This is a genomic window from Paraburkholderia sp. OAS925, from assembly GCF_040543975.1.
Taxonomy (GTDB): Bacteria; Pseudomonadota; Gammaproteobacteria; order Burkholderiales; family Burkholderiaceae; genus Paraburkholderia; species Paraburkholderia graminis.
Genome location: NZ_JBEUNO010000001.1, coordinates 3939067 through 3962121 on the forward strand (window position 1 = coordinate 3939067; position 23055 = coordinate 3962121).

The following is a 23055-nucleotide window of genomic DNA, read 5'->3' on the forward strand; positions in this document are numbered from 1 at the left end:
CGACTTTGCGTTCGCGTCGTCCGCTGCGGCTCACGCGCGTCCGGCCTATTCCGGGCGAATCCGCCTCTGGTGGTAAAATTCGCGGTTCCCTCCGTTCCGATCCGCTCGCTGTGACTGCAGCGAGCGCTCAACGCCTAGACCAGCCGCCATCATGTCCGACACCCGCCCCGACACTCTGTTCGCGCTGAATGCGCTCTCTCCGCTCGACGGCCGCTATGCGTCGAAAACCGAAGCCCTGCGCGACTGGCTCTCGGAAGCCGCGTTCATGCGCAATCGCGTGACGGTCGAAATTCATTGGCTGATCGCGCTCTCGCGCGCCGGTTTCGCCGAAGTGCCGCGCTTTTCGGACGCCGCCGAACAATTCCTGCTGCAACTGGCCGAGCGCTTCACCGCGCATGACGCCGCGCGCATCAAGGACATCGAGCGCGTGACGAATCACGACGTGAAGGCGGTCGAATACTGGCTGAAGGAATCGGTCAAGGGTCAGGAAGAACTGGAGCGCGCAAGCGAGTTCATCCATTTCGCGTGCACGTCGGAAGACATCAACAACACGTCGCACGGCCTGATGCTGGCGGGCGCGCGCGAGCATGTGATCCTGCCGGCGCTGCGCACGGTGCATCAGAAGCTCGTCGCGCTCGCTCACGCGCACGCGGAACAGCCGATGCTCTCGCGCACGCACGGCCAGCCGGCCAGCCCGACGACGCTCGGCAAGGAAATCGCCAACGTCGCCGCACGTCTCGAACGCGCGATCGAGCGCATCGCGAAGGTCGAACTGCTCGGCAAGATGAACGGCGCGGTCGGCAACTTCAACGCGCATCTGTCGGCGTATCCGGAGTTCGACTGGGAAGCGTTCTCGCGCGAAGTGGTCGAGCAGCGTCTGAAGCTCACGTTCAATCCGTACACGATCCAGATCGAGCCGCACGACTACATGGCCGAACTGTTCGACGCCGTCGCGCGCGCCAACACGATCCTGCTGGATCTCGACCGCGACGTGTGGGGCTACATCTCGGTCGGCTATTTCAAGCAGCGCACGAAGGCCGGCGAGATCGGTTCGTCGACGATGCCGCACAAGGTCAACCCGATCGACTTCGAAAACTCCGAAGGCAATCTCGGACTCGCGAACGCAACGCTGCGCCACCTCGCCGACAAGCTGCCGGTGTCGCGCTGGCAGCGCGACCTGACCGATTCGACGGTGCTGCGCAACATGGGCGTCGCGTTCGGTTATTCGCTGCTCGCGTACGACTCGCTGATCCGCGGTCTGGACAAGCTCGAAGTGAATGCGCAGCGTCTGAACGAAGACCTCGACAACTGCTGGGAAGTGCTGGCCGAGCCGGTGCAAACGGTGATGCGCCGCTACGGCATCGAGAACCCGTACGAGCAGTTGAAGGAACTGACGCGCGGCAAGGGCATCACGCGTGAGGCGCTGCAGGCGTTCGTCGGCGGGCTCGCAATTCCGCAGGACGCGAAAGACCGTTTGCTCGCGATGACGCCGGGTTCGTACATCGGCAAGGCAGTCGAGTTGGCGAAGCGCATCGGCTAAAGCCTGATTCATCCGCTGTTCTGCTCGTCAAGCAAAAGAAAAGCCGCTCCCCGGAGCGGCTTTTCTTCGTCTGAACGGTTAGTTCAGGATGGCGGATTAACGCTTCTCGACCTGCTTCAACACATCGTCGACGATCTGTTCCGGCGACAGTTCGATGCTCACCGTGACCGCCTCGTCCGCGCCCGGTTCCTCGAGCGTGTCGAGCTGGCTTTGCAGCAGCGACGGGTCGAAAAAATGGCCCGTGCGCGTGGTCAAACGCTCTTGCAGCACCTCGCGCGAACCCTTCAGGTACACGAAGCAGACGTCCTTGTCGCCGTCGCGCAAAATGTCGCGATACGAACGCTTCAGCGACGAACAGGTGAACACGGCCGTCTCGCCCGCCTTCTGCTTTTCTTCGATCGCGGCGCGGATAGTTTTGAGCCACGGCCACCGGTCTTCGTCGGTGAGCGGAATGCCGTGGTGCATCTTCTCCTTGTTTGCGGCGCTATGAAACGCGTCGCCGTCGGTGAACGCGCAGTGCAGGCGCTCCGCCAGCATCTCGCCAATTCTCGTTTTGCCGGCGCCCGACACGCCCATTGCGATCAAAATCATCAAAAACTCCTTACAGGACCGCCGCGAGCGCGAAGGTCAACAGCAAACCCATCAACGAAATGATGGTCTCGAGGAGCGACCATGTCTTGAAGGTCTGCCCCACCGTCATACCGAAGTATTCCTTGATCAGCCAGAAACCGCCGTCGTTCACGTGCGAGAAGATCAGCGAGCCCGAGCCGGTTGCCAGCACCAGCAGTTCCGGCTTCACCTGGATCGCGCTGGCCGCCGCGATCGGTGCAACGATGCCGCAGGCGGTGGTCATCGCGACCGTCGCCGAACCTGTCGCGAGGCGGATCAGCGCGGCGACGAGCCAGCCGAACAGCAGCGGCGACAAATGCGCGGAGGTCGCAGCAGCCACGATTTCCTTCGAAATGCCGCTATCCATCAGCACGCGTCCGAAACCGCCGCCCGCGCCGACGATCAGCGTAATGCCCGCGATCGGCGCCAGACATTCGCCGCAGAATTTCTGGATCTGGTCGCGATTGAAACCGCGGCTCGCACCAAAGGTCCAGAAGCTGACCAGCACGGCGATCAGCAGCGCGACGTCCGAATTGCCGACGAAGTGCAGCAGGTCGTTCGGCAAGGTCTTCGGCGTGAATACCAAATCGGCCCAGCTGCCCACCAGCATCAGGATCACCGGCAGCAACACCGTGAACAGCGTAATGCCGAAGCTCGGCAGTTCGCGTTTCGGCGCTGCGTTTGCGCCGCCCGGCGTGCCGGAGAGCGCGACGTCGTCCCTGTTCAGAAACTGCGCGGCGAGCGCGTTCTCTTGCGGCAGCTTGATGTAGCGGTTGATCATCAGCGCAAACAGCGGACCGGCGACGATAGCCGTCGGCACGCCGACGATCAGACCATACGCAATCGTCTTGCCGATGTCCGCGTGGTACTGCTGCACGGCGAGCATCGCGGCCGGGTGCGGCGGAATCAGCCCGTGCACGACGGACAGGCCGGCGACCATCGGCAGGCCGACGAGCAGCAGCGATTTGTTGGTGCGCTTCGCGACGTTGAACGCGATCGGAATCAGCAGCACAAAGCCGACTTCGAAGAACACCGGCAAGCCGACGATGATCGCGACGACCATCATCGCCCAGTGAATATTCTTCTCGCCGAACCAGTCGATGAGCGTCGTGGCGATGCGTTCCGCGCCGCCCGATTCGGCCATCATCTTGCCGAGCATCGTGCCGAGGCCCACCACCACCGCGATGTGCCCGAGCGTGTTGCCGTTGCCGGTTTCGAACGACTTGACGATGGTCGCCATCGGCATACCGGAGGCAAGCCCCAGCAGCAGCGACACAATGATCAGGACGAGGAACGGATAGACCTTGTAGCGCGTGATCAACAAGATCAGCAGGGCGATGGCGATCACCCCGTAAACCAGCAGCATGCTGCCGTGAACAGCTTCCATGAAGCTCCTCCTTTGCGTTATTGATTGTGGGTGCGAAGACGGCAGCCACCTCGTCTCATGGCGACCGCTGCGCCTCGAGGACGGCAAACCGCGCGGTCGCTGAATTTTACTGTCTGTTGTCTTGAAAAGCCCGCGAAACCCGCAGCATCTTTGCAACGAAGCCTCGCTGCGACAGCCTGAAGCGGCTGTATCGGCGAGGCTCCGGTTGAGAGCTTGCTGTGTCTGCGTCTGCGTCCGCGTCTGTGTTCGCCAGAACGCGGCGGTTATCGACTAGTGAGCGGGTGCGGCCAATTGGCTCGCCGCGCGCGCGAGGCGCGTGACTTCGTCCCAGTTTTGCGCGGCGACCGCGGCTTTCGGCGTGAGCCAGGAGCCGCCCACGCAGACCACGTTCGGCAGCGACAGGAAGTGCGTGGCGGTTTCCGCCGTGATGCCGCCCGTCGGGCAGAACTTCAGCGTCGGAAACGGACCATGAAAAGCTTGCAGCATCGGCACGCCGCCCGCCTGCTGCGCCGGGAAAAACTTCACGATTTCATAGCCGAGTTCGAGCGCGGTGATGATGTCGCTCGGCGTCATCACGCCCGGCAATAGCGGCAGGCCGGCATCCTGCGCGGCCTTGTGCATGTCTTTCGTGAGTCCGGGCGACACGCCGAACTGCGCGCCTGCTTTCTTCGCCTGCGCGCAATGCTCGGGCTTCGTGATCGTGCCGACGCCCACCACGATGTCTTCGGCCAACTGGCTCGCGCGCTCGATCGCGGCAATCCCCGCCGCCGTGCGCAGTGTGATTTCCAGCACCTTCACGCCGCCCGCATGCAGCGCGCGCGACACGTGTTCGCCCTGCTCGACCGAATCGAACGCGAGCACCGGAATCACCGGACCCAGGCGGACGATCTCACTTACTGTTTTCGACGTCATAGTGAAACTCCTTGTTTCTGCCAACCGTCTGTTGCGTCGCCGGGCGGGCTTTGGCGGGCTGCCCGGTTGGACTTCGTTGGACCTGGTTCGACTGTCCGTTGGCTTGTTTGCGAAGACTGCTAGCCTGCCTGAGTGGTGCTGGTACGCGTTTCGCCGTGCTGTGCGGCGGCGTGCTGCACAGCAGACGCCGCGTGCTCGCCGTGCGCTGCCGGACGCTCGCCCACCATCGGACCGAACACCGACGCGCCCTGCTCCGCCGGCGCCGCCGCCGCGCGGAATACGCCGAACAGTTCGCGGCCGAAACCCACTTCGTTTTCCGCCTGATTGAGCGGCGCGGCGTTAGGTCGCGCGGCCCATTCGGCGGCGTCGATCTCGACGTCGAGCACGCCGGCTTCGGCGTCGATCACCAGCATGTCGCCCGTGTGCACCTTGCTGATCGGCCCTTGCAGCAACGCTTCCGGCGACAGATGAATGACCGCGGGCACTTTACCCGACGCGCCCGACATGCGGCCGTCCGTGACGAGTGCGACATGGAAACCCTGATCCTGCAACACGCCGAGCAGCGGCGTCAAACGATGCAGTTCCGGCATGCCGTTCGCCCGCGCGCCCTGGAAGCGCACGACGGCAACAAAGTCGCGCTTGAGCTCGCCGTTGTCGAACGCCTCCTGCACGGCTTCCTGCGAATCGAACACGATGGCCGGCGCCTTCACCTTGCGATGCTGCGCCGCAACCGCCGAAATCTTGATCACGCCGCGGCCGAGCTTGCCCTGCATCAGACGCAAGCCGCCGTCCGGCTGGAACGGCTCCTTGATGGCGCGCAGCACCGCTGTGTCGGCGCTGGTTTCCACGCCCGGCACCCATTGCAGCTTGCCGTCGATCAGCTTCGGCTCTTCCGTGTAGCGATGCAGCCCCTCGCCGACGACCGTGTTGACGTCTTCGTGCAGCAAACCGCCTTCCAGCAGATTGCGCACCAGGAACGCGACGCCGCCCGCTGCATGGAAATGGTTCACGTCGGCCTTGCCGTTCGGGTAAATCTTGGCGAGCAGCGGCACGGCTTGCGACAGCGTGTCGAAATCGTCCCAGTCGATCACGATGCCCGCCGCGCGCGCAATGGCGACGAGGTGCAGCGTGTGATTGGTGGAGCCGCCCGTCGCGAGCAACGCGACGATTCCGTTGACGATCGCCTTTTCGTCGATCACGTGGCCGATCGGCGTGTAATTGCCGCGCTCGACCGTCAGATCGAGCACGCGGCGCGCGGCCTGTGCGGTCAGCGCGTCGCGCAACGGCGTATGCGGATGCACGAAAGCCGAGCCCGGCAGATGCAGGCCCATGATTTCCATCAGCATCTGATTGCTGTTCGCCGTGCCGTAGAACGTGCAGGTGCCGTGGCCGTGATACGCAGCGGCTTCCGCTTCGAGCAGCGCGTCGCGACCGCATTGGCCGGTTGCGAACTGCTGGCGGGTTTTGGCTTTGTCGTCGTTCGACAGGCCGCTCGTCATCGGGCCGGCCGGCACGAAGATGGTCGGCAGATGGCCGAACTGCAGCGCGCCGATCAGAAGGCCCGGCACGATCTTGTCGCAGATGCCGAGGCACAACGCCGCGTCGAACATGTTGTGCGTGAGCGCGACCGCCGTGCTCATCGCGATCACTTCGCGCGAGAACAGCGACAGTTCCATGCCCGCGTTGCCCTGGGTGATGCCGTCGCACATGGCCGGCACGCCGCCCGCGAATTGCGCGACGCCGCCGTTTTCACGCGCGGCCTGCTTGATGATGTCCGGGTAGTTTTTGTACGGCGCGTGCGCCGACAACATCTCGTTGTACGACGAAACGATGCCGATGTTCGGCTCGCGAATCTGCTTGATGACGAGCTTGTCGTTGCCTTCGAGGCCCGCGAACCCGTGCGCCAGATTCGCGCAGGAAAGCGCGCCGCGCGCCGGGAACCGGCCCTGCGCCTGATGAATGCGGGAGAGATACGCCTCACGAGTGGGCTTGCTGCGTTCGATCACGCGCTGCGTGACTTTCAACAATTGCGAATGCGGGGAAACCATCGGAGCTCCTTCGTCGCTGGCGGCAGATTGGGCGCGCTATGCCAGGTGGGTATCGCGGGGTCGCCGGAGAGACCGGCGAAAGGAATCTTAGTAGAAAAACTACATGGCCGCAATTGGAAATCTTGCTGCAGTGCAGTTTGGCGAAACTCCGCGAAGCCCTTTACTGGCGGCGCATCGGACGAATAACACCTGAACCTAGGGATAACACCTACGGCGATAATGTAGTTTTTGTACCTTTCGGCCAATCAAGCTATAGTCCACGCATTCTTCAGCATAGTGCGAGTTTTCCAATGATGCTGTCCCAGGTCGAAGAGATGCGCGAGCAGTTGCGCCCGTCGGAGCGCAAGCTCGCCGACTACGTGATCGAGGCGCCGCGCGAGGTGCTAGACCTTTCCATGACGGAAGTCGCCGCGCGCGCGGGTGTGAGTCAGCCGACTATCGCGCGGTTCTGTCATGCGCTGGGTTTTTCGGGGTTTCGCGAGTTCAAGATCCGGCTGGCCCAAGGCATCGCTACTGAAGTGCCGGCGGTTTATCGGGATGTGCGGCCGGACGAGGGTACGCCGGGTCTGATCGCCAAGGTCTTCGACCGGACCATCGGCACGCTGATCCAGGTGCGCAACAGCTTGTCGCCGCATAGTGTCGAAGCAGCCGTCGACCTGCTGGCGAACGCGGCGCGCATCGAGTTCTATGGAGCGGGCGGTTCAGGTATTGCGGCGCAGGACATCCAGCACAAGTTCTTCCGGCTCGGCATGCCGAGCGTCGCCTACTCCGATCCGCACACCTACTCGATGTCGGCCGCACTGCTCGGCCCCGGCGATGTGATCGTGACGGTATCGAATACCGGTCGAACCCGGGACATCATCGAAGCGACACATTCCGCGCTCAATCGCGGCGCGAAAGTGATTGCGATTACACATGGATCGTCGCCGCTTGCGAAGCTCGCGTCGATTTGTCTCTTCTCAAATGTCGTCGAGGAAAGCGATGTGTTTTCGCCGATGACGTCGCGCATGTCGCATCTCGCCATCGGCGACATTCTCGCCGTCGGCGTCGCGCTCAAGCGCGGGCCTGAGCTTGTCGAGCGGATGGGTAAGGCGAAAGAAGTGATCGGCCGGCTGAGAATCGACGGCGAAAGCTGAAGAGGCGCAAATGAAAAAGGCCTGCTCGATGGCAGGCCTTTTTCAGGTCAAACTCAGGTCAAACGATGCACGCGGCCAGTTACTCGGCGACCACGCGAACATCGACGCGGCGGTTCTGCGAACGACCTTCGGCCGTTGCATTCGACGCAACCGGATCGGCGCTGCCGAGGCCTTGTGCGACGAACTGCTCACCCTCGAGACCGCCATCGCGCAGATATTGCACGACCGCTTCGGCACGAGCCTTCGACAGCGCCAGGTTGTGTGCTTCGGAACCCGTCTTGTCGGTGTAGCCCGTCACCGTCACGCGGCGCAGATTCGCGCCCTTGTTGGCGGCCATGAAGTGATCCAGGTTTTCCTTCGCGATCGGGCTGAGCGTCGCGCTGTCCGTTGCAAAGTTGGCGTTGCCTTGCAGCAGCAGCCGAGCCTGCGGCGCGGCCGGCTTTGCTTGCGGCTGCGCAGCCTCTTGCTGCTGAACCGGCTGTTGCGGCGCCGGCTGTTGTGCGACCGGCTGCTGTGCGACGGGCGCGCCGCACATGAACGTCATTTCACGCGCATCTTTCACCGGCTGGTTGTTGCTCACGCCGTCGACCGCGCCGAGCCACGTAATCGGCTTGGCCTGGCAGGTTTCTTCGGCCACGCGCACGCAGGTTTGCGAGCTGTCGAGAAGTCCGAGGCAGCTAACCCAATAAGTCGGTACGGTTTGGTTCGGCGGACTGATCGTACGCAGCGTGTAGGACGGTCCAGATTGCGTACTGCACGCTGCAAAGATCGCCAAAGACGCGCCTGAGACCAACGCGCGGAGATATTTAAAAAGAGAAGTGTTCATTTTCACGAATGCAGTGATTGAAGCGGCGCCCTTGCCCCGTGTCCTGCGGACAAGAGCGCGCTTACAGTTCTAGTCAAGACAGCTCCGGTTGATGGACCGGACTTGCGTCCGATCCATCACGGCGCTTACCACTGGTACGAAGCACCGATGCCGATCGCCGTGCCTTGCGAGCTGGTGCCCGCGCCGGCCTTCATCTTCAGGTTCTCGGTGATACGCGCCGAGACGCCGAGCGCGACAGCCTGCGAACCCTTATACGAACCGCCACCGATACCGACCGCGATCGTCTTGCCTTGATCGACGTCCGGGATCATCGTCAGCGCCGTAGCGGCTGCGACACCGGCGTACGCGTTCTTGGCGACCTGGCTCACGCTGTTCTGCACCGAGTTGATCTGCTGATCGGTGTAGGCCTTCGAGGTCATGCCAGCCGGCAGATTGCCGACCGCCGAGCCGATGGCGTCGTTCAACTGACCCACGTTGACCGCGTCGGTCGTTGCCGTACCGGCCGCGACGTTGGTGACCTGGCGTTCGTTACCTGCCGAGCCCACCGACACCGAGTTCGCACGATCAGCCACCGAGTTCGCACCCAGTGCCACCGAGTTCGCCGCGGTTGCGCTTGCGTTCGCACCCATTGCGGTCGAATGCGTACCGCTTGCAACTGCTGCTTCCGTATCGCGGTTGCCGTCTGCTGCGAACATCGGGTTGTTGGCCGCGTGCGCAATGTTCGTCACCGTCGAGATCGCCGAGTTCATCTGGTCGACGTTGACTGCGTCGTCACCGGACGTGCCTGCTGCCACGTTGTGGATCGTCGTGCCGCCCGCAGCACCATTACCCATCGTAATGCTGCTGTAGTTGGTCGTACCGTCGGCGTTGTGGTCGTACGTGACTGCCGCGTTGGTCGTGCCGTTCGGGTTGATGATGCCCGACGCCTTCAACTGAGCGACGTTCACTGCGTCCGTGTCGGCCGTACCGGCTGCGACGTTGGTGATCTGGCGTTCGTTGCCCGCCGAGCCCACCGACACCGTGTTCGCACGGTCAGCCACCGAGTTCGAACCCAGTGCAACCGAGTTCGTCGCCAGAGACTGCGCATTACCGCCGATCGCCACCGATTCCGCGCCCGTTGCCTGTGAATCCGGCAACGTCGAGTTGGCGTGGAAGTACTTGATACCGGTGCCACCGCTGGTGATGTTGTTCAGCGTGTTGTTGATGTTGGTGATGTCCGACGTGTTCTGCGTCACACGGCCGTCGATGTTGGTGATCGCGTCACCCACGCTGTTCACGGTCGTACCGCCCACCGAGTACGTCGGGGCCGAGATCGTGCCATCGCTGTTCACCGTCGAGCCGCCGCCGAGGGCATCTGCCGCCGACTGGCTCACGCCATACAACTGCGAACCGTTCACTGCATCCACGCTCGTGGCGTTGACCGCGCCTGCGGCCACACCAGTCAACGTACGCGAACCTGCCGTACCCGTAAGGTCAACCACCGTGCCGTCGGTATCCTTCGCCACCGTGATGTTGCGCGACGTCGGGTCCTGCTGCACCAGACCGACGGAACCGTTGGCGATGTTTTGCGTCAGGTTGTCGATGTTCGTCGTGTTCTGCGTCGTACGACCGTCGATGTTGGTGATTGCGTCACCCACCGTGTTCACCGTCGTGCCGCCCACCGAGTACGTCGGAGCCGTGATTGCGCCCGTCGTCGAGTCGTAGGTCGAACCGCCACCCAGCGACGAGGCCGTGCTCGTGCCGATCTGGCTCACCTTCGCATCTTCCGACATCAGCTGGCTCACGTTCACCGCGTCCGTGGCGTTCAGACCTGCTGCCACATTCGTGATGCGACGCTCAGCACCTGCTGCACCCACCGACACTTCACCGGCTGCCGTGGCTGCAGAGATAGCGCTGCCGCCCGGGTTGAAGCCTGCCGTCGTCAGCGTGGTCGAGTTGGCCACCGAGTTCGAGCCCAGTGCTACTGAGTTCGCCGTCGTCGCTTGCGCGTTGCCGCCGATCGCCACTGCATCCGTACCCGTTGCCGACGAATCCGCCAGCGTCGAGTTGGCGTGGAAGTACTTGATGCCGCCACCGTTCACGATGTTGTTCACCGTGTTGTTGATGTTGGTGACATTGCCTGCCAGGTTTGCGACGTTGTTATTGGTGTTCGACAGGTTGTTCGCGACGTTCGACACGTTCATGTTCGTCGCGTACAGCTGCGAGCCGTTCACTGCGTCCGTGCTCGATGCGCTCAAATCACCAGTCGTTACACCAGTCAGCGTACGCGTGCCTGCCGTACCCGTGAAGTCAACCACCGTGCCGTCGGTATCCTTCGCCACCGTGATGTTGCGCGACGTCGGGTCTTGCTGCACCAGACCGACCGAACCGTTGGCGATGTTCTGCGTCAGGCTGTCGATGTTCGTCGTGTTCTGCGTCGTGCGGCCGTCCAGGTTGGTGATCGCGTCACCCACCGTGTTCACCGTCGTGCCGCCCACCGAGTACGTCGGAGCCGTGATTGCGCCCGTCGTCGAATCGTAGGTCGAACCACCGCCCAGCGACGAGGCCGTGCTCGCGCCGACCTGGTTCACCTTCGTATCTTCCGACATCAACTGGCTCACGTTCACCGCGTCCGTGGCGTTCAGACCTGCTGCCACATTCGTGATGCGACGCTCAGCACCTGCCGCACCCACCGACACTTCACCGGCTGCCGTGGCTGCCGAGATCGCGCTGCCACCCGGGTTGAAGCCTGCCGTCGTCAGCGTGGTCGAGTTGGCCACCGAGTTGGAGCCGAGTGCCACCGAGTTCGCCGTCGTCGCTTGCGCGTTGCCGCCGATCGCCACTGCGTTCATACCCACTGCCGACGAATCCGCCAGCGCGGTGTTCGCGTGGAAGTACTTGATGCCGCCACCGTTCACGATGTTGTTCACCGTGTTGTTGATGTTGGTGACGTTGCCCGCCAGGTTTGCGACGTTGTTGTTCGTGTTCGACAGGTTGTTCGAAACGTTGTTGACCTTCGCGTCTTCCGACTGCAACTGGCTCACGTTCACTGCATCAGTCGCGTTCAGACCGGCTGCGACGTTCGTGATACGACGCTCCTTACCTGCCGCGCCCACCGACACTTCACCACCAGCTGCTGTCGCTGCTGCGATCGCCGTGCCGCCGACCGGCGTGAAGCCTGCCGTCGTCAACGTCGCCGAGTTCGCCACCGAGTTGGAGCCCAGTGCCACCGAGTTCGCCGTCGTCGCTTGCGCGTTGCCGCCGATTGCCACTGCGTCCGTACCCGTTGCCGACGAATCCGCCAGCGTGGTGTTCGCGTGGAAGTACTTGATGCCGCCACCGTTCACGATGTTGTTCACCGTGTTGTTGATGTTCGTGACGTTGCCGCTCAGGTTCGCGACGTTGTTGTTGGTGTTCGCGAGATTGTTGGCGACGTTCGAAACGTTGTTCGAAACGTTGTTCACCTTCGCGTCTTCCGACTGCAACTGGCTCACGTTCACTGCATCCGTAGCGTTCAGACCTGCTGCCACGTTCGTGATACGACGCTCCGCACCTGCCTTGCCCACCGACACTTCGCCGCCGGCTGCCGTCGCTGCTGCGATCGCCGTGCCACCGACCGGCGTGAAGCCTGCCGTCGTCAACGTGCTCGAGTTCGCCACCGAGTTGGAACCGAGTGCTACGGAGTTCGCCGTCGTTGCTTGAGCGTTGCCGCCGATCGCAACTGCATCCGTACCCGTTGCCGACGAATCCGCCAGCGTCGAGTTGGCGTGGAAGTACTTGATGCCGCCACCATTCACGATGTTGTTCACCGTGTTGTTGATGTTGGTGACATTGCCGCTCAGGTTCGCGACGTTGTTGTTGGTGTTGGACAGGTTGTTCGAAACGTTCGAAACGTTGTTCGAGACGTTGTTCACCTTCGCGTCTTCCGACTGCAACTGGCTCACGTTCACTGCATCCGTGGCGTTCAGACCTGCTGCCACGTTCGTGATGCGACGCTCCTTACCTGCCGCGCCCACCGACACTTCACCGCCCGCTGCCGTGGCTGCTGCGATCGCCGTGCCACCAACCGGCGTGAAGCCTGCCGTCGCCAGCGTCGCCGAGTTCGCCACCGAGTTCGAGCCCAGTGCCACCGAGTTCGCCGTCGTTGCCTGAGCGTTGCCGCCGATTGCCACTGCGTCCGTACCCGTTGCCGACGAATCCGCCAGCGTCGAGTTGGCGTGGAAGTACTTGATGCCGCCACCATTCACGATGTTGTTCACCGTGTTGTTGATGTTGGTGACGTTGCCGCTCAGGTTCGCGACGTTGTTGTTGGTGTTGGCCAGGTTGTTCGAAACGTTCGACACATTGTTCGAAACGTTGTTGACCTTCGCGTCTTCCGACTGAAGCTGGCTTACGTTCACTGCGTCCGTTGCGTTCAGACCCGCTGCGACGTTCGTGATACGACGCTCCGCACCTGCCTTGCCCACCGACACTTCACCGCCCGCTGCCGTGGCTGCCGAGATCGCCGTGCCGCCGACCGGCGTGAAGCCTGCCGTCGCCAGCGTCGCCGAGTTCGCCACCGAGTTCGAGCCCAGTGCCACCGAGTTCGCCGTCGTTGCCTGAGCGTTGCCGCCGATCGCCACTGCGTCCGTACCCGTTGCCGACGAATCCGCCAGCGTCGAGTTCGCGTGGAAATACTTGACGCCGCCACCGTTCACGATGTTGTTCACCGTGTTGTTCATGTTGGTGACATTGCCTGCCAGGTTGCTCAGGTTATTGCTGACGTTGTTCACCTTCGCGTCTTCCGACTGCAGCTGGCTCACGTTCACTGCATCGGTCGCGTTCAGACCTGCTGCCACGTTCGTGATGCGACGCTCTGCACCTGCTGCGCCCACCGACACTTCGCCACCAGCAGCAGTGGCTGCCGAGATCGCCGTGCCGCCGACCGGCGTGAAACCTGCCGTCGCCAGCGTGGCCGAGTTCGCCACCGAGTTCGAGCCGAGGGCCACCGAGTTTGCCGTCGTCGCCGAGGCTGCACCGCCGATTGCCACCGCGTTCGTGCCCGTTGCCGACGAATCAGCCAGCGTCGAGTTCGCATGGAAGTACTTGACGCCGCCACCGTTCACGATGTTGTTCACCGTGTTGTTGATGTTGGTGACGTTGCCGCTCAGGTTTGCAACGTTGTTGTTGGTGTTCGACAGGTTGTTCGAAACGTTGTTGACCTTTGCGTCTTCCGACTGCAGCTGGCTCACGTTCACTGCATCGGTCGCGTTCAGACCCGCTGCCACGTTCGTGATACGACGCTCTGCACCCGCTGCACCCACCGACACTTCACCGCCAGCAGCCGTCGCTGCCGCGATCGCCGTGCCACCGACCGGCGTGAAGCCTGCCGTCGTCAGCGTGGCCGAGTTTGCCACCGAGTTGGAGCCCAGTGCCACCGAGTTCGCCGTCGTCGCAGTTGCTGCACCGCCGATCGCCACTGCGTTCGTACCCACTGCTGAGGAGTCGACCAGCGTCGAGTTAGCGTGGAAATACTTCGTACCCGCGCCGTTGGTGATGTTGTTCACCGTGTTGCTCAGGTTGTTCAGGTTGTTGTTGACCGTGTTGACCTTCGCGTCTTCCGACTGCAGCTGGCTCACGTTCACTGCATCCGTGGCGTTCAGACCCGCTGCCACATTCGTGATGCGACGTTCCTTACCTGCCGCGCCCACCGACACTTCACCACCAGCAGCAGTGGCTGCCGAAATCGCCGTGCCGCCAGCCGGCGTGAAGCCTGCCGTCGTCAACGTCGCCGAGTTCGCCACCGAGTTGGAGCCCAGTGCCACCGAGTTCGCCGTCGTCGCCTGTGCGTTGCCGCCGATCGCAACCGCATCCGTACCCGTTGCCGACGAATCAGCCAGCGTCGAGTTGGCGTGGAAGTACTTGACGCCGCCACCGTTCACGATGTTGTTCACCGTGTTGTTCATGTTGGTGACATTACCGCTCAGGTTCGCGACGTTGTTGTTGGTGTTCGACAGGTTGTTCGAAACGTTGTTGACCTTTGCGTCTTCCGACTGCAACTGGCTCACGTTCACTGCATCGGTCGCGCTCAGACCCGCTGCCACGTTCGTAATGCGACGTTCTGCACCTGCCTTGCCCACCGACACTTCGCCGCCCAGAGCCGTCCCTGCCGAGATCGCCGTGCCACCCGTCGGCGTGAAGCCTGCCGTCGCCAGCGTCGCCGAGTTCGCCACCGAGTTCGAGCCCAGTGCTACCGAGTTCGCCGTCGTCGCCGACGCTGCACCGCCGATTGCCACCGCGTTCGTGCCCGTTGCCGACGAATCAGCCAGCGTGGAGTTAGCGTGGAAGTACTTGATGCCGCCACCATTCACGATGTTGTTCACCGTGTTGTTGATGTTGGTGACGTTGCCGCTCAGGTTCGCGACGTTGTTGTTGGTGTTCGCCAGGTTGTTCGCGACGTTCGACACGTTGTTCGAGACGTTGTTCACCTTTGCGTCTTCCGACTGCAACTGGCTCACGTTGACTGCATCGGTCGCGTTCAGACCTGCTGCGACGTTCGTGATACGACGCTCTGCACCTGCCGCGCCCACCGACACTTCGCCGCCGGCTGCCGTGGCTGCCGAAATCGCCGTGCCGCCAACCGGCGTGAAGCCTGCCGTCGCCAGCGTGGCCGAGTTGGCCACCGAGTTCGAGCCGAGGGCCACCGAGTTCGCCGTCGTCGCCGACGCTGCACCGCCGATTGCCACAGCATTCGTACCCGTTGCCGACGAATCAGCCAGCGTCGAGTTGGCGTGGAAGTACTTGACGCCGCCACCGTTCACGATGTTATTCACCGTGTTGTTGATGTTGGTGACGTTACCGCTCAGGTTTGCGACGTTGTTGTTCGTATTCGACAGGTTGTTCGCGACGTTCGAAACGTTGTTCGAAACGTTGTTCACCTTTGCGTCTTCCGACTGCAGCTGGCTCACGTTCACTGCGTCCGTCGCGTTCAGACCCGCTGCCACATTTCGTGATGCGACGTTCCTTACCTGCCGCGCCTACCGACACTTCACCACCAGCAGCAGTGGCTGCCGAAATCGCCGTGCCGCCAGCCGGCGTGAAGCCTGCCGTCGTCAACGTCGCCGAGTTCGCCACCGAGTTCGAGCCCAAGGCCACCGAGTTCGCCGTCGTCGCCTGAGCGTTGCCACCGATCGCCACTGCGTCCGTACCCGTTGCCGACGAATCCGCCAGCGTCGAATTCGCGTGGAAGTACTTGACGCCGCCACCGTTCACGATGTTGTTCACCGTGTTGTTCATGTTGGTGACATTACCGCTCAGGTTCGCGACGTTGTTGTTGGTGTTCGACAGGTTGTTCGAAACGTTGTTGACCTTTGCGTCTTCCGACTGCAACTGGCTCACGTTCACTGCATCGGTCGTGCTCAGACCCGCTGCCACGTTCGTGATGCGACGTTCTGCACCTGCCTTGCCCACCGACACTTCGCCGCCCAGAGCCGTCCCTGCCGAGATCGCCGTGCCACCCGTCGGCGTGAAGCCTGCCGTCGCCAGCGTCGCCGAGTTCGCCACCGAGTTCGAGCCCAGTGCTACCGAGTTCGCCGTCGTCGCCGACGCTGCACCACCGATTGCCACCGCGTTCGTGCCCGTTGCCGACGAATCAGCCAGCGTGGAGTTAGCGTGGAAGTACTTGATGCCGCCACCATTCACGATGTTGTTCACCGTGTTGTTGATGTTGGTGACGTTGCCGCTCAGGTTCGCGACGTTGTTGTTGGTGTTCGCCAGGTTGTTCGCGACGTTCGACACGTTGTTCGAGACGTTGTTCACCTTTGCGTCTTCCGACTGCAGCTGGCTCACGTTCACTGCATCGGTCGCGTTCAGACCTGCTGCGACGTTCGTGATACGACGCTCTGCACCTGCCGCGCCCACCGACACTTCGCCGCCGGCTGCCGTGGCTGCCGAGATTGCCGTGCCGCCGACCGGCGTGAAGCCTGCCGTCGCCAGCGTGGCCGAGTTCGCCACCGAGTTCGAGCCCAGTGCTACCGAGTTCGCCGTCGTTGCCGAGGCTGCACCACCGATTGCCACAGCATTCGTACCCGTTGCCGACGAATCAGCCAGCGTCGAGTTGGCGTGGAAGTACTTGACGCCGCCACCGTTCACGATGTTATTCACCGTGTTGTTGATGTTGGTGACGTTACCGCTCAGGTTCGCGACGTTGTTGTTCGTGTTCGACAGGTTGTTCGAAACGTTGTTGACCTTTGCGTCTTCCGACTGCAACTGGCTCACGTTCACTGCATCGGTCGCGCTCAGACCCGCTGCGACGTTCGTGATGCGACGCTCTGCACCTGCCTTGCCCACCGACACTTCGCCGCCGGCTGCCGTCGCTGCGGAAATCGCCGTACCGCCCGTCGGCGTGAAACCTGCCGTCGCCAGCGTGGCCGAGTTCGCCACCGAGTTCGAGCCCAGTGCTACCGAGTTCGCCGTCGTCGCCGACGCTGCACCGCCGATTGCGACTGCGTTCGTGCCCGTCGCCGACGAATCAGCCAGCGTCGAGTTCGCGTGGAAATACTTGATGCCGCCACCGTTCACGATGTTGTTCACCGTGTTGTTGATGTTCGTGACGTTGCCGCTCAGGTTTGCAACGTTGTTGTTGGTGTTCGACAGGTTGTTCGCGACGTTCGACACGTTGTTCGAGACGTTGTTGACCTTCGCGTCTTCAGACTGCAACTGGCTCACGTTGACGGCATCGGTCGCATTCAGACCGGCTGCGACGTTCGTGATGCGACGCTCTGCACCTGCTGCGCCCACCGACACTTCGCCGCCGGCTGCCGTGGCTGCCGAGATCGCCGTGCCGCCGACCGGCGTAAAGCCTGCCGTCGTCAACGTGGCCGAGTTCGCCACCGCCCCGGCGCCGAGCGCAACCGAGTTCACGGTTGCGGCCGAGGCGCCTTGCCCCAGCGCAACAGTATTTATTGCAGTGGCGCTGGAATAGTCGCCGATAGCGATAGCCTCACTGGCCGTCGCGTTGGCGTGAGGACCTACCGCGACTGCTGCATGAGCGCCGGCATTCGCATTACCACCGATCGCAACTCCCCAGCCGTTGGTGTTCGACGTCGTGCCACTAACGGTGGATGTCGCACCTTCGCCAACCGCCACGCCATTGTATGCAGCGGCGGTGGCAGCCTCGCCAAACGCGGATGAGTTTGTTCCTGACGCGAGCGCTCCCCAGCCCATTGCGGTCGAACTGACGCCGCTAGCCACGGCAACCGGTCCGGCAGCAACGCTGTTCGAGCCCGTCGCGGATGCGTCCGCCAAAGAGGAATTGGCATGGAAATATTTGATGCCGCCACCGTTCACGATGTTGTTCACCGTGTTGTTGATGTTGGTGACGTTGCCGCTCAGGTTTGCAACGTTGTTGTTGGTGTTCGCGAGGTTGTTCGCGACGTTCGAAACGTTGTTCGAGACGTTGTTCACCTTTGCGTCTTCCGACTGCAGCTGGCTTACGTTCACTGCATCCGTGGCGTTCAGACCTGCTGCGACGTTCGTGATGCGACGCTCACCACCTGCCTTGCCCACCGACACTTCACCGCCGGCTGCCGTCGCTGCCGAGATTGCTGTGCCACCGACCGGCGTGAAGCCTGCCGTCGCCAGCGTGCTCGAGTTCGCCACCGAGTTAGCACCCAATGCCACCGAGTTGACTGTTGAAGCAGTGGCAAGGCCACCCAACGCCGTGGCATTGTTAGCACCACTGGTGGCCCCCGTGCCCACAGCAACCTGGTTGTTTATACCGCTACCTGCAACGGTAGATGCCTGTGCGCCTATCGCGATGGAGGCCCCACCGCCGGCCGTAGCGTTCTGACCGAGCGCCATATCCTGCGAGTAAGCGGTATAGCTGCCATCGCCAATCGCGATCGCTCCATCTGCGGGTGTGGCGGCCGCCATCGATGCGTTCCGGCCGATCGCAATGCTGCCTTGACCACGAGCAATTGCGTTCGGTCCGACCGCCACGCTGTCGACGCCCGCAGCCGACGAATCAGCCAGCGTCGAGTTCGTGTGGAAGTACTTGATGCCGCCACCGTTCACGATGCTGTTCACCGTGTTGTTGATGTTGGTGACGTTGCCGCTCAGGTTCGCGACGTTGTTGTTCGTGTTCGCCAGGTTGTTCGCGACGTTCGAAACGTTGTTCGAAACGTTGTTCACCTTCGCGTCTTCCGACTGCAACTGGCTCACGTTCACCGCGTCCGTGGCATTCAGACCTGCTGCCACGTTCGTGACACGACGCTCTGCACCTGCTGCGCCCACCGACACTTCACCACCTGTTGCCGTGGCTGCCGAGATCGCCGTGCCACCGATGGGCGTGAAGCCTGCCGTCGCCAGCGTGGCCGAGTTCGCCACCGAATTCGAGCCCAGCGCCACCGAATTCGATGTGGTGGCTGTTGCAAGGTAGCCAACGGCGACTGCGCCCGCGCCAGACGTAAGCGCGTAGCTGCCGAGTGCGGTCGAGTTCGCGGCGCCAGCGGAAGCAGAGGTGCCGAGAGCAACCATGTTGTTCGTGGATATGGCGTTCAGCGTCGATGCGCCGTAACCGATGGCCGTCGACGATCCTCCGCCGGCTGTCGCGAAGCCGCCTATCGCGGTATCTCCGACGTACGTCGCGTACGCTGAGTCGCCTATGGCGATAGCGTCGTTCGTCGCCATGCCAGACGTCCACGACAAAGCTTTCGGACCAATGGCGATTGAGCCGTATGATGATGTTGATGCACCCGCCTTGGCGTCGTCCGTGCCGTCGTTGTTCCCAGTCACCTTGAAATAGCGTGTACCTTGGCCGTTGTTGATGTTGGTGATCGAGGTGTTCAGCTTGCCCAGTGCCGTATCCACCGTGCCGAACGCCGTGCCGATGTCCGTCTTCGCGCCCGTCGTACCGTCGATCGAATTTGCGTTCGTCAGCGCGTAGCTAGGTGCGCTAATCGCGCCCGTCGAGCTAACCGTGGAACCGCCGCCAATGGCGCTGGCCGCCGAAGCGCTCACCGCGTAGAGCTGGCTGCCGTTGATCGCGTCGCCGCTAATGCTGCTGACGGTACCGGCTGCAACGTTCACGATCTTGTGACTGGTCATGTCGACCTGGTTCATCATTGCAATGCCGCTCGGGCCGTAGATCGTGACCTTTCCCGTCGCGTTGCTCCCGGAAGCGCCCACGAGAATCGCGGCGTTCGTGCCGTCAGGACTGAAGTAGTTGCCGTTTTCGGAAAGGACTACTCCAGTGCCGAGGCTCGAGCTACCGCTGAAGCATGTCGCAGCCTGCTGCGTGTTCGTCCATGCACCAGCTTGGGCCGCGCTAAAGCTGGCATAAGAGTTTATTGCATTCCCGCAATTGATGATCGAGCCCGCCATCGCGGATGGTGCGAACGCCGACAATCCCACCCCGGCAGCAACCAGCACTCCGCTTGCGCCTAGCGCCTTGATGCTACGTGCCTTGCGGCCGCTCTTCCCGCGTCCCTTCGCCACTTCCGGCGCTGCAACATATGTACCGGTAGTCTCATTCCAAACTGTTTTGTACGACTTGTTCACGATTTCATCCTGTAAAGGCGTGATGACTGGGATCTGCGCGGCACCGTGCTGATTAACGTGGTGCGTCGCTGCCAACGAGCTGCCAAAAGGATTCAATCTGACCGTCGCACTTATGCACTTGAGACTGTCTTAATATCCTTCCAGCGAAGATCTCAATATAAAACTGAGCGACTCTGGAGATAATCAGACTATGCTTAATTGGTCTCAGTCGACTGTCACATACTAGGAAACGCGACTCGCGCCAGAACCTCACGGATCCTTGAAATTCTGTAAAGAAGTGGCTTTAAGGCAGGCAAGCATCGAACTTTATTTAGGATTATTCTTATTCGATGCAGTTCGATCTGGAGGAACACGGCCTGTGGACGGGGCTTTGCCCGTGCGACCGCAGCGCTTGTCTCATCGCGCGAATTTGAAATACGAACGAGGCAGACCGACGATTGCGCGATTATGCGATGGCCCGGCCAGGAAATATACGGACTAAAATTCAGAAAAGTCCTAAGATTCGAAAAACCACGGGAATAGCGCTTTTTAGGATTTGTCTTATTTCTATTATTTCTTTATTTGATAACTCCGGCCGTCACTAGAACAATGACGAGCTTGCCCTCGATGGCATCAGGCCAACACAAGTTTTAAACCGCCAAATTTGCCTCCACATAAAAGACGGCGGAATTCGCAGATGAGCGCGAAAAAAAACCGCGGCGAGGCGGTGGTTAGTTGACCGGAGGCGGTTTGATTTACTTTTAAAGATCGACGCTTCCATGGCAGCTGGAGCGTTGAATTGCGGTGACAATCACGGCCGCATCGGCCGTCCTCTACGCGGACCTGCGCTTCCCAGCCATCCGCGCTAAACGCCCGCTCCGGCCTATCACGCCGGAGTGCTGCAAGCCGGTTACGTCCAGTCGATTCCCGTTGACAGTGACGGAACTCGGGAAAGCCGAGCCGTTTGGCCTGTAATGGGCCTGCTCATGCCCTGATTTGACCAAGGCTTGCGGCCCGTCCGGCGCCTGCTCTGCACAACGGTCAGGAGCGCGCACATAGCGGCATCAGCAGACCGGCGTTTCAACCATCCGCACAGCCTGTGCAAGTCTCACAGCCGCGTACCTCTCAAAACGGCTTGATCACCACCAACGCGACCGCGGCCAGCATCCCCAGCACCGGCAGTTCATTGAACATCCGATACCACTTGTCCGAGCGACGGTTTTCCCCGCGCTCGAAAGTGCGCAGCAGCACGCCGCAGTAAGCGTGGTAAATCACCAGCAGCACGACCACGCCAACCTTCGCGTGAAGCCATCCCTGCCCTCGTCCGATACCGACGACAAGCCACAACCACAGCCCGCAAGCGAGCGCCGGCACCGCGATAAACGACATGAAGCGGAACAGTTTGCGCGCCATGATCAGCAGACGCTTCACCGCGGCGGGTTCGGTTTCCATCGCCAGATTGACGAAAATGCGCGGCAAATAGAACAGGCCGGCGAACCAGGAAGCGATCAGAACGATATGGAACGTCTTGATCCAGAGCATCGTGGGAGTCCTTGGTGGTGTGTGAGTTATTGTGGAGAGCGCCGACGATCATGCCGGGCCTGTGCCGCGACGCAAAGTGATCAGCGGTCGCGGGATTTGAAACAATCATGCGTGGCCGCGTTGCACGGCCACGCTTCCCATCGTGCAGGCGCCTACTGGCGGCCTTCGCCATGCCCAAGCACGACATACTTCAGCGACGTCAACCCTTCCAGCCCCACCGGGCCGCGCGCGTGGAGCTTGTCGTTGGAAATGCCGATTTCCGCGCCGAGACCGAATTCGAAGCCGTCGGCGAAACGCGTCGATGCGTTCACCATCACGCTCGCCGAATCCACTTCGCGCAGGAAGCGCATGGCGCGGTCGTGGTCCTCCGTGACGATCGCGTCGGTATGTTGCGAACTGTACGTGTTGATGTGCTCAATGGCGGCGTCGAGATCGTCGACCACCTTGATCGCGAGCACCGGCGCGAGATATTCGGTGCGCCAGTCTTCTTCGGTTGCGTCGGCGAGCGGACCCACGCCCGCGTCTGCCAGCACAGCACGCGCCGCCGCGTCCACGCGCAATTCGACATTTTTCTCGCGATACAGCTTGCCGAGCGGCGGCAGCACGTCGGACGCAATGCCGCGCGCGACCAGCAGCGTCTCCATCGTGTTGCAGGTGCCGTAGCGGTGCGTCTTGGCGTTATCGCAAACGGTCAGCGCCTTCTTAAGATCGGCGCGGTCGTCCACGTATACGTGGCAGATGCCGTCCAGATGCTTGATCATCGGCACCCGCGCTTCGTTCATGAGCCGCTCGATCAGGCTCTTGCCGCCGCGCGGCACGATCACGTCGACGTATTCGGTCATCGTGATCAGTTTGCCGACCGCGGCGCGGTCCGACGTCGCAACAACCTGCACGGCGTCTTGCGGCAAACCGGCCGCTTCGAGCGCCTCGCCGATCAGCTTCGCGAGCGCAGTGTTGCATTCGAGCGCTTCCGAACCACCGCGCAGAATCGTCGCGTTGCCCGATTTGAGGCAGAGCGCGGCGGCGTCGATCGTGACGTTAGGACGCGATTCGTAGATGATGCCGATCACGCCGAGCGGCACGCGCATCTGCCCGACCTGGATGCCGCTCGGCCGGTACTTCAGATTGCTGATCTCGCCGATCGGATCGGCGAGCGCCGCGACCTGGCGCAGACCTTCGACCATCGTCCTGAGCGCCTTGTCCGACAGCGTGAGACGGTCGATGAAAGCCGCGTCGTGACCTTTATCGCGAGCGCGTGCGACGTCGCGCGCGTTGGCTTCCTTGAGCAACGCGGCATCGCGCTCGATACCCGCCGCCACCGCCGCGAGGGCGGCGTTCTTCGCAGCCGTCGACGCCCGCGCCATCGCACGCGATGCCCGGCGCGCGCGCCGGCCGAGGTCGGTCATGTACTGGTCGATATCCATGGATGATTCTCGTATTGCCGGGCACGCCGACGCGCGGCGAGCAGGCTGATTAGCTGATTAGCGAAAGATCCAGCGATTGTAAGTCGGGCCAGGGCGCTTTGCTTGCGAGGGCGCGGTTAGCGCGGTTGAGATCCG

The 23055-nt window shown here is 62.1% G+C and carries 10 protein-coding genes and 2 pseudogenes; 2 read left to right on the plus strand and 10 right to left on the minus strand.

Annotated elements, in window-relative coordinates:
- Nucleotides 1-151: 151 nt before the first annotated feature.
- Nucleotides 152-1540 carry an adenylosuccinate lyase gene (gene purB, locus ABIE53_RS17325; RefSeq protein WP_006051916.1) on the plus strand — a complete coding sequence of 463 codons (1389 nt, stop codon included), beginning with the start codon at nt 152-154 and terminating at the stop codon, nt 1538-1540.
- A gap of 96 nt (nt 1541-1636) precedes the next feature.
- Here the strand turns inward: purB and ABIE53_RS17330 are convergent, their stop codons facing one another.
- The 4 genes from ABIE53_RS17330 to edd all read right to left on the minus strand — a co-directional run bounded on the left by ABIE53_RS17330 (nt 1637) and on the right by edd (nt 6496).
- Nucleotides 1637-2131, minus strand: coding sequence for a gluconokinase (locus ABIE53_RS17330; RefSeq protein WP_053858727.1), 495 nt, complete (start codon nt 2129-2131; stop codon nt 1637-1639).
- 10 nt (nt 2132-2141) lie between these two features.
- Nucleotides 2142-3536, minus strand: a complete 1395-nt coding sequence (locus ABIE53_RS17335; protein ID WP_006051914.1) for a GntT/GntP/DsdX family permease — start codon at nt 3534-3536, stop codon at nt 2142-2144.
- Nucleotides 3537-3806: 270 nt separating this feature from the next.
- Entirely contained in the window at nt 3807-4448 is a 642-nt protein-coding gene (eda, locus tag ABIE53_RS17340) for a bifunctional 4-hydroxy-2-oxoglutarate aldolase/2-dehydro-3-deoxy-phosphogluconate aldolase (RefSeq protein WP_006051913.1), read from the minus strand.
- A 119-nt stretch (nt 4449-4567) separates the two neighbouring features.
- A complete protein-coding gene (gene edd / locus ABIE53_RS17345) occupies nt 4568-6496 on the minus strand; it encodes a phosphogluconate dehydratase (RefSeq protein WP_006051912.1) in 1929 nt (642 codons plus the stop codon).
- A 290-nt stretch (nt 6497-6786) separates the two neighbouring features.
- Here edd and ABIE53_RS17350 point away from each other — a divergent pair, with 290 nt between their 5' ends.
- Nucleotides 6787-7632, plus strand: a complete 846-nt coding sequence (locus ABIE53_RS17350) for a MurR/RpiR family transcriptional regulator (protein ID WP_006051911.1) — start codon at nt 6787-6789, stop codon at nt 7630-7632.
- 79 nt (nt 7633-7711) lie between these two features.
- Here the strand turns inward: ABIE53_RS17350 and ABIE53_RS17355 are convergent, their stop codons facing one another.
- From ABIE53_RS17355 to ABIE53_RS17375, 6 genes and pseudogenes are all read right to left on the minus strand, one after another.
- Nucleotides 7712-8458, minus strand: coding sequence for an OmpA family protein (locus ABIE53_RS17355; RefSeq protein WP_006051910.1), 747 nt, complete (start codon nt 8456-8458; stop codon nt 7712-7714).
- A 125-nt stretch (nt 8459-8583) separates the two neighbouring features.
- The gene (locus tag ABIE53_RS17360) at nt 8584-15384 is read right to left on the minus strand and encodes a YadA-like family protein (protein ID WP_376915639.1); all 6801 of its coding nucleotides are present in this window, start codon (nt 15382-15384) and stop codon (nt 8584-8586) included.
- Nucleotides 15364-15420: pseudogene (locus ABIE53_RS32005) on the minus strand (hypothetical protein); the annotation flags it as partial. The gene ABIE53_RS17360 and the pseudogene ABIE53_RS32005, both read right to left, overlap by 21 nt.
- A 166-nt stretch (nt 15421-15586) precedes the next feature.
- Nucleotides 15587-19975 (minus strand): annotated as a pseudogene (locus ABIE53_RS17365) (ESPR-type extended signal peptide-containing protein); the annotation flags it as partial.
- A 1104-nt stretch (nt 19976-21079) separates the two neighbouring features.
- Complete coding sequence (locus ABIE53_RS17370) at nt 21080-21496, minus strand: CopD family protein (RefSeq protein ID WP_006051907.1); 417 nt, start codon at nt 21494-21496, stop codon at nt 21080-21082.
- A gap of 152 nt (nt 21497-21648) precedes the next feature.
- A complete protein-coding gene (locus ABIE53_RS17375; protein ID WP_006051906.1) occupies nt 21649-22920 on the minus strand; it encodes a glutamate-5-semialdehyde dehydrogenase in 1272 nt (423 codons plus the stop codon).
- Between the last annotated feature and the right edge of the window lie 135 nt (nt 22921-23055).

What these genes read in the sequence shown, in the direction of transcription:
- purB (WP_006051916.1), top strand. Translation starts at nt 152, where the DNA reads ATGTCCGACACCCGCCCCGACACTCTGTTCGCGCTGAATGCGCTCTCT.
- ABIE53_RS17330 (WP_053858727.1), bottom strand. Translation starts at nt 2,131, where the DNA reads ATGATTTTGATCGCAATGGGCGTGTCGGGCGCCGGCAAAACGAGAATT.
- ABIE53_RS17335 (WP_006051914.1), bottom strand. Translation starts at nt 3,536, where the DNA reads ATGGAAGCTGTTCACGGCAGCATGCTGCTGGTTTACGGGGTGATCGCC.
- eda (WP_006051913.1), bottom strand. Translation starts at nt 4,448, where the DNA reads ATGACGTCGAAAACAGTAAGTGAGATCGTCCGCCTGGGTCCGGTGATT.
- edd (WP_006051912.1), bottom strand. Translation starts at nt 6,496, where the DNA reads ATGGTTTCCCCGCATTCGCAATTGTTGAAAGTCACGCAGCGCGTGATC.
- ABIE53_RS17350 (WP_006051911.1), top strand. Translation starts at nt 6,787, where the DNA reads ATGATGCTGTCCCAGGTCGAAGAGATGCGCGAGCAGTTGCGCCCGTCG.
- ABIE53_RS17355 (WP_006051910.1), bottom strand. Translation starts at nt 8,458, where the DNA reads ATGAACACTTCTCTTTTTAAATATCTCCGCGCGTTGGTCTCAGGCGCG.
- ABIE53_RS17370 (WP_006051907.1), bottom strand. Translation starts at nt 21,496, where the DNA reads ATGCTCTGGATCAAGACGTTCCATATCGTTCTGATCGCTTCCTGGTTC.
- ABIE53_RS17375 (WP_006051906.1), bottom strand. Translation starts at nt 22,920, where the DNA reads ATGGATATCGACCAGTACATGACCGACCTCGGCCGGCGCGCGCGCCGG.